Genomic DNA, 6,856 nt, shown 5'->3' with positions numbered 1-6,856 from the left:
GATCGTGTTCGGAGCGGGTGTCCGGGGCGGCTTCGGCAATGGTGGTCATGGGGTCCTCACAGGGCTTCGGTGACGGGGCGTGGACGGTAATTTTGGACGCAAAAATTTGGGGCGGGTAAGAATCCAAGGCCGGGACGGCCTGGGTGATGCCGTTGCCAGGCCTGCGGGCATGGCGGTTCCAGGGCAAGGAGCCCGCGGGGCTTACGGCGGTTGGGGCAGGTCAGGGAAACGTGGAAGTCGGGCTTAGGATCTAGCGCGTATGGCCGGCCCTGGAGTGCTCGCTTCCGGGGACGATGGTGCCCAGGGCACATTCGACCCCGTGCAAATGCATCCTCATGGCCTGGGATGCTTCCTCGGCTGATCCGCTCTCGATGGCAGCGAAAATGCGGGCGTGCTCCTCGCCAGATTCCTTGCGCCGGTCAGCCACCAGGTTGAGCGTGTTCGACTGGTTGGCCATGGCGTCGCAGATATCCGACAGGAACGATTCGAACACGCCGTTGCCGCTGCACCGGGCGATGGTCACGTGGAACTCGGTGTTCAACAGCACCCACTGCTGGAGATCGTCCTCCACGGACATTTCCCGCAGGATTTCCCGGAGAGCCTCCAGGTCCTCGCTGCTGCGCCGTTCCGCAGCCAGGCCAGCGGCAGGCACTTCCACGTGGGGGCGTGCCTCCACGAGGGCGCTGGCCGAGTACTTGCCGAGTTTAAGGTCCTGTGCCACCTTGTCAGCGATGACGAAGGTGCCTTTCCCCGTGTGGGTGGCGGTCAGCCCCAAAGCGGTGCAGGAACGCAGTGCCTCCCTGACCATCGTGCGGCTCACGCCGTACTGCTTGGCGAGCGATGCCTCCGAATCGAGGCGCGTGCCGACCGGGATCTTGCCGCCTTCGATGGCGCTGCGGAGGGATGCGAAGACCGCCTCAGCCGCGCCAACGCGTACCACTCGATCTTGTGCAGCTGTCCAGCTGTCCAACAGGTCCATATAAAGACTATGGCACCTGTCACAGAGCCTGTCAAAGGTTTCCCGAAATGTCGGGCGTTGTCGCGCGGTGAGCGGTCTTCCAGGGCCGGGCTGGCGCCGCGGATTTGTGCGCAAATGCCTCTCGGGAGACCGCAACATGCGCCCATTATTCCGAGTAGGTCTTGCATGGTGGGTTTAATCCCATAATATGGGTGTAGCGCTGTGTCGCTCATCACTCTCTCTCGACCCTGTTCCAAGCCTTCAAGGTCGAAGGCCCAACGATCGGATCCCCTTATGTCAGACATCGCTGTCTTGATCAACACGGCCGTGGCGGTCCTCGCCGCGGTGGTGCTGATTGTTCGCTTCAGGGTCAACCCTGTCATCGCCCTCGTGATCGGCTCGGTGTATCTCGGGCTGGCCGCCGGTCTGGGCGTGGAAAAAACCGTCAAGACAATCACCTCCGGATTTGGCGAGATCATGGTGGACGTGGGCCTGCTCATCGCCTTCGGCGTCCTGATGGGCTCCATCCTGAACCAGACCGGCGCCATCCGGCGCCTCGTGGAACACCTGCTGAACACGTTCGGTCCGAAGCGCCTGCCCTACACCATGGGCCTCGCCATCGGGACCCTGCTCCAGTCCATCTTCCTGGACGTCCTGCTTGTCATTTCAGCCCCCTTGGCTCGCAAGCTCGCGCCGAGAATCGGCAAACTCGGCACCGCACGGATGGCGACGGCCATGGCCATTGCCCTTGAATGCGGCATTGTCTTCACGGTTCCCGGCGTGGCGTCGCTCGCCCTGGCCGGCCTGCTCAACGTGCCCCTCGGAAAAATGCTTCTGTTCGGCCTGCTCCTGGTCATTCCGACCATCATCATTTCCATCGCCATCATGACGTTCCTCTTCCGCCGCGGCTTCTGGAATGAAGCCAAGGATGAAGACCACACCTTCGTCGAGGAGGAAGACAAGGAGGGTGAGGAGGAAGCGTACGACGGCGGCGCGAAGCCGGCCCCAGCAGCCGGCCTCCAGCCGGCGGGTGGCAAGGCCGCCAACGGGACCGGCCTGAAGGCAGGAAACGGAACCGTGGCAGTAGCCGAACGCGAAACCAAGCAATTCCCCCTGCTCCTGCTCTTCGCCCCGCTCATGACCTCACTGCTGCTCATCGGCGCCGGTGCCATCCTGGAGATTCTCAAAATTGACGCCGAGTGGATGAAGCTCCTGGGCGAGCCGGTCATTGCGCTCCTCATCGGGCTGATCGGCACCTGCCTCGTGGCCCGTTCAGCAGTCGGCCAGAAACGGGTGGAAGAGGCCATTACGGTGGGCTTCAAGGAAAGCGGACAGATCCTGATCCTCACCGGTGTCGGCGGATCCCTCGCTGCCACCGTCGCGGCCGCCGGCCTCGGCGATATTCTGGGCGGCTTTTTCTCGGCGAGCACCGTGGCCCCGCTCCTCGTTGTCTGGGCCATTGCCGCTGTGCTGCACATCGCCGTCGGCTCGGTCACCCTGTCCGCCATCACGGCAGCCGGACTGCTGGCACCGATCGCCCCGGCCATCGGCCTGGACCCTGTCCTCCTCGCCCTGGCAGCCGGCGCCGGTTCGCTGTTCATGGTCCACGTCACGAGCAACACCTTCTGGCTCCTGCAGTCCCTGCTGGGCCAGAGCGTGAGGGGCGCGCTGAAATCGGTGACCGTCGGGGTTTCGGTGGCCTCCGTCGTCGCAATCCTGCTTATCCTGCCCATGAGCCTCCTGTTCTAACTGAACGCCGCCCCACAAGACGTACGTTACGAAAAAAGGAAACCCGATGACACAGACACGCATTGCGCCGCTTGAGGGCGTCCGCGTCCTTGAACTTGGAAACTACATCGCCGCGCCTACGGCAGGGCGGATGCTTGCCGATTTCGGTGCAGAGGTCATCAAGGTGGAGCGGCCGGGAACCGGCGATGAGCTGCGCAACTGGCGCCTGCACAAGGGCGATACGTCCATGCTGTACCGGACCATCAACCGCAACAAGAAGTCTGTGGTGCTGGACCTGCGCACCGAGGCCGGCAAAAAGGCCGTGCTCGCACTCGTCGCCAAATCGGACATCCTGCTGGAAAACTTCCGGCCGGGCACGCTCGAACGGTGGGGCCTCGGCCCGGACGTGCTCAACGAAGCCAACCCGGACCTCATCATCACCCGCATCTCGGCCTTCGGGCAGACGGGTCCGCTGTCCGAGCGGCCCGGCTTCGCCGCCGTCGCCGAAGCGTACGGAGGGTTCCGCAACCTGGTGGGTGACCCCGACCGACCACCAGTCCGTGTCGGAGTGTCGATCGGGGACTCAATCGCCGGACTGTACGCCGCCTTCGGCTCGATGATGAGCCTGTACCAAAGGGAGGCACGACGCCGGGACGCCGCCGGCGCTGTGCCGCTCACCGAGCGGATCATCGACGTCGCGCTGAACGAGGCGATGTTCTCCATGATGGAATCCCTCATTCCGGACTACCAGGCCTACGGCGTGGACCGGCAGCGTGTGGGTGGCCGGATGGACGGGATCGCCCCTTCCAATGCGTACATCTGCAAGGACGGCGCCAGCATCGTGGTGGCCGGCAACGGGGACTCGATCTACCAGCGGTACATGGAGACCATCGGGCGCGCGGACCTGGCCGCCGATCCGGCCCTGCAAAGCAATGCCGGCCGCTGGGCCCGGCGTGAAGAACTTGACCAGGCCATCGGTGCGTGGACGGGGCAGTTGGACGCCGCCGACGCCTTGGCGGCCCTGGACGCCGCCGGTGTCCCCGCCGGCCCCATCTACACAGCGGCGGACATCAGCAACGACAGTCAGTACGCCGCACGGAACATGATCCAGAAGTTCGATGTCTCCACCGGAGACGAGATCCTTCCCGGGGTGGGCTTCCCGGGCATCGTCCCCGTGATCGGTGACCAGTCGCTGCCCATCCGGAACCTCGGACCGGACCTGGGCGAAAACACCAACGAAATCCTCGGCGGGCTCCTCAACATGGACCCCGCCGACATCACGGCGGCTTCCGGCCGCGAAGAGGCACTTCAGCCATGAACGACTACCAAAACAGCCTCACGTCAACGCTGGGCAGCGCCATTCTGCGGGATGTCACCCTGCGTGACGGACTCCAGCTCACCGGGAAACTCCTCTCCACCGAGCGGAAGGTCGAAACTGTCCGGGAGCTGCTGCGCCTGGGCGTTCCGTCGATCGAGCTGGGCTCCATGGCCCGCGCGGACCTCGTCCCCACCATGGCCAACACGCTCGAAGTCGTCCAGGCCCTCACGCCGGAGGAACTCGAAAAGTGCTGGATCTGGGTGGCCACCCCCGGCCACGTGGCCAAGGCCGCAGCCGCCGGGGCACGGAACTTCCAGTACTGCCTCTCGGCCTCGGACTCACACAACAAAGCGAATATCGGCCGCACCACGGACGAAAGCCTGGCCGCACTGCCGCAGGCGGTGGAGTACACCCGCGCCGTCGGCGGACAGATACAACTTTGTATTGCGACGTCGTTCACGTGCCCCTTCGAGGGAACGGTGCCGGAGGAACGGGTGCTGTCCATCGCCAACGACCCGCGCGCTGAGGGAACCACGGACATCGTGCTCTGCGACACCCTTGGCCAGGCCATCCCCGCGCAGGTCTCCGGGCTGATCCGACGCGTTCGCACCGAATCTCCGGCGCGGCGCATTGTCTATCACGGCCACGACACCTGGGGGCTCGGCGTGGCCAACACCATCGCCGCCATCCAGGCCGGCGCCGCCATGGTGGACGGCGCCCTGGGCGGCCTGGGCGGCTGCCCGTTTGCGCCGGGGGCCAGCGGAAACACGTCCAGCGAGGACATCCTCTTCGCAACCCGTCCCGGCTGGCTGACCACGGAAAGGTTCGCCGGAATGGTGGACCTCTCCGAGAAACTGCTCGCGGAATTGGGCGAACCCAACCGCTCCAAAGCTGCCCAGGGCGCCCGTTCCAAAGCGCCGGCCTTCGAATGGGTCATCCGGGCGGACAACGCCGCCGCGCCCTCCGGCCTCGGAGGCAACTGAAGATGGCCAACAGTTTCCTGGTGACCACGGCGATCCCTGATCCCGGGCTTCAGCTGCTGGGCGAGGCCGGGCGGGTCACCGTACCGCCCGAACCTCCCGACTACGGGACCCTGGCGGCGCTGTGCGCCTCAGGCGATTTCGACGTCGTCCTCACGCAGCTGCGGGACGTGATCGATGCGCCGCTGCTGGCCGACGCGCGGCTGAAGGGGGTATCCAACTTCGCCGTCGGGTACAACAACATCGACGTGGATGCCGCCACCCGCCACGGCATCGTCGTGGGCAACACTCCCGGCGTGCTGACAGACGCCACGGCGGATATCGCCTTGCTGCTGATCCTCGGCACCGCCCGGCGCGTGGTGGAAGCGGACCGGTTCGTGCGCGCCGGCAAATTCCAGGGCTGGGAACCCGAGCTCCTCTTGGGCCGGGACGTGTCCGGTGCCGTGCTGGGCCTCGCCGGGTTCGGCAGGATCGCCCGCGCCACGGCACGGCGTGCCCTGGGCTTCGGCATGGAGGTGGTCTTCTCGCCGCGGCCGCCGGGCGACCGTCCCGTCAGCGATGAGGAACTCGGCGAGTTCGCTGGCAAGGTCCGCCAGGTGCCGTGGGAGGAACTCGTGGAACGGAGCGACTTCCTGTCCGTGCACGTCCCGCTCAACGACCAGACGCGTCACCTGGTGGACGCGGACGTGCTACGCCGCATGAAGCCCGACGCCATCCTGATCAACACCGCCCGCGGGCCGATCGTGCACGAGGCAGCACTCGTGGAGGCGCTGCGGAATGGCGTCATCGCCGGTGCCGGGCTGGACGTCTTCGAGGACGAACCGCGGCTGGCGCCCGGCCTTGCCGCGCTGCCCAATACGGTCCTGCTGCCGCACGTGGGCAGTGCCACAGTGCCCGTCCGGAGCGAAATGGCCCGGCTGAGCGCGCTGAACGCAGTGGCCATTGCCGAGGGTCGTGTGCCGCCGCACGCAGTCAACCCGCTGGCACTGTCCCGCTAATCCCTGCTGGGGCGGTTCCCGGTTCCGGGCCGGAGGATCCGTGAAGAGGGCGGTTTCCTGGCGGTGTCACACCTCGCCAGGAAACCGGCCGCCGATCAGTCTGGTCATATGCTCGGCTGTTGCAAGAAGCGGTTCCACCCATGCCTCGCAGGTCTCCAGCGGCATCCGCAGGGTGGGCCCGCTGATGGTCAGCGCCCCGACCAAACCGGCCGCCGAGTCGAAAACCGGTGCGGAAAGACCGGAGGCGCCGTCTTCCCGCTCGCCAACCGTGATGGCAAACCCGTTCCTCCGGGTCGTCTTCACTGCAGCTTCCAGATCCTCGGAACTGGTAATCGTGGATTCGGTGATCGATTCCAAAGGATCGCGAAGAACGGCGTCCATGAGGTCCTCATCCCAGGCAAGGAGGACGCGGCCCGCGGAACCGGCGTGGAGCGGGAGGAGCTTGCCCAGATGCATTTCTCGGCGAAGAGCATGCCGTGTTTCTGCAATGGCCACGCACACGCGGTAATGCTGCTCTGCCTTGAAGAAGCACGTGGTCTCGCCTGTGGTGTCCCGCAGTGCCTTGAGCGCGGGGCTGAGCACATCCAGGACTTCCATGCCGCGGGTGGCCGGGGCAGCCCAGAATGCCATCCGCATCCCGATGCGGTAGGCATCTTCCTCCCGGTCCAGGAAGCCCTGGGACGTCAGGTTGGTGACCAGGCGCTGGACCGTGGAGTTTGGCATTCCGGTGGCTTCGCGGATGTCGGACAGCGTAAGCACCGGCCGGGACAGCGAGAAGGCGTCCAGGATGGATGAGATTTTTGCGAGGACCAGCAAAGTGTTGCTGTTGGACTTCGCTGAAGAATCGGTGGCCGACATAGGACTCACGCTAGAC

At 65.5% G+C, this 6,856-nt stretch carries 6 protein-coding genes; 4 read left to right on the top strand and 2 right to left on the bottom strand.

What is annotated here, in order from left to right; translation table 11 throughout:
• Window positions 1-250 precede the first annotated feature (250 nt).
• Window positions 251-979, bottom strand: a complete 729-nt coding sequence (locus CXQ91_RS17105) for a FadR/GntR family transcriptional regulator (RefSeq protein ID WP_104175090.1) — start codon at window positions 977-979, stop codon at window positions 251-253.
• A gap of 273 nt (window positions 980-1,252) precedes the next feature.
• Here CXQ91_RS17105 and CXQ91_RS17100 point away from each other — a divergent pair, with 273 nt between their 5' ends.
• Genes CXQ91_RS17100 through CXQ91_RS17085 form a run of 4 tightly spaced genes read left to right on the top strand, consistent with a single transcriptional unit; the run spans window position 1,253 to window position 5,982 of the window.
• The gene (locus CXQ91_RS17100; RefSeq protein ID WP_104175089.1) at window positions 1,253-2,707 is read left to right on the top strand and encodes a GntP family permease; all 1,455 of its coding nucleotides are present in this window, start codon (window positions 1,253-1,255) and stop codon (window positions 2,705-2,707) included.
• Window positions 2,708-2,753: 46 nt separating this feature from the next.
• A complete protein-coding gene (locus CXQ91_RS17095) occupies window positions 2,754-4,004 on the top strand; it encodes a CaiB/BaiF CoA-transferase family protein (protein ID WP_104175088.1) in 1,251 nt (416 codons plus the stop codon).
• Window positions 4,001-4,987, top strand: coding sequence for a hydroxymethylglutaryl-CoA lyase (locus CXQ91_RS17090; protein WP_104175087.1), 987 nt, complete (start codon window positions 4,001-4,003; stop codon window positions 4,985-4,987). Before CXQ91_RS17095 ends, CXQ91_RS17090 begins: the two co-directional genes overlap by 4 nt.
• Before the next feature lie 2 nt (window positions 4,988-4,989).
• Window positions 4,990-5,982, top strand: coding sequence for a D-glycerate dehydrogenase (locus CXQ91_RS17085; RefSeq protein ID WP_104175086.1), 993 nt, complete (start codon window positions 4,990-4,992; stop codon window positions 5,980-5,982).
• 66 nt (window positions 5,983-6,048) lie between these two features.
• Here the strand turns inward: CXQ91_RS17085 and CXQ91_RS17080 are convergent, their stop codons facing one another.
• Window positions 6,049-6,840 carry an IclR family transcriptional regulator gene (locus CXQ91_RS17080; RefSeq protein WP_104175085.1) on the bottom strand — a complete coding sequence of 264 codons (792 nt, stop codon included), beginning with the start codon at window positions 6,838-6,840 and terminating at the stop codon, window positions 6,049-6,051.
• Window positions 6,841-6,856 lie beyond the last annotated feature (16 nt).

The sequence above is a fragment of the Arthrobacter sp. Y81 genome (genome assembly GCF_002929335.1).
GTDB lineage: Bacteria > Actinomycetota > Actinomycetes > Actinomycetales > Micrococcaceae > Arthrobacter.
This window is presented reverse-complemented; position numbering and strand designations above follow the sequence as displayed.

Bases quoted from the DNA above. Each gene is read 5' to 3' on its own strand.
- CXQ91_RS17105 (WP_104175090.1), bottom strand. From the start codon at position 979: ATGGACCTGTTGGACAGCTGGACAGCTGCACAAGATCGAGTGGTACGC.
- CXQ91_RS17100 (WP_104175089.1), top strand. From the start codon at position 1,253: ATGTCAGACATCGCTGTCTTGATCAACACGGCCGTGGCGGTCCTCGCC.
- CXQ91_RS17095 (WP_104175088.1), top strand. From the start codon at position 2,754: ATGACACAGACACGCATTGCGCCGCTTGAGGGCGTCCGCGTCCTTGAA.
- CXQ91_RS17090 (WP_104175087.1), top strand. From the start codon at position 4,001: ATGAACGACTACCAAAACAGCCTCACGTCAACGCTGGGCAGCGCCATT.
- CXQ91_RS17085 (WP_104175086.1), top strand. From the start codon at position 4,990: ATGGCCAACAGTTTCCTGGTGACCACGGCGATCCCTGATCCCGGGCTT.
- CXQ91_RS17080 (WP_104175085.1), bottom strand. From the start codon at position 6,840: ATGTCGGCCACCGATTCTTCAGCGAAGTCCAACAGCAACACTTTGCTG.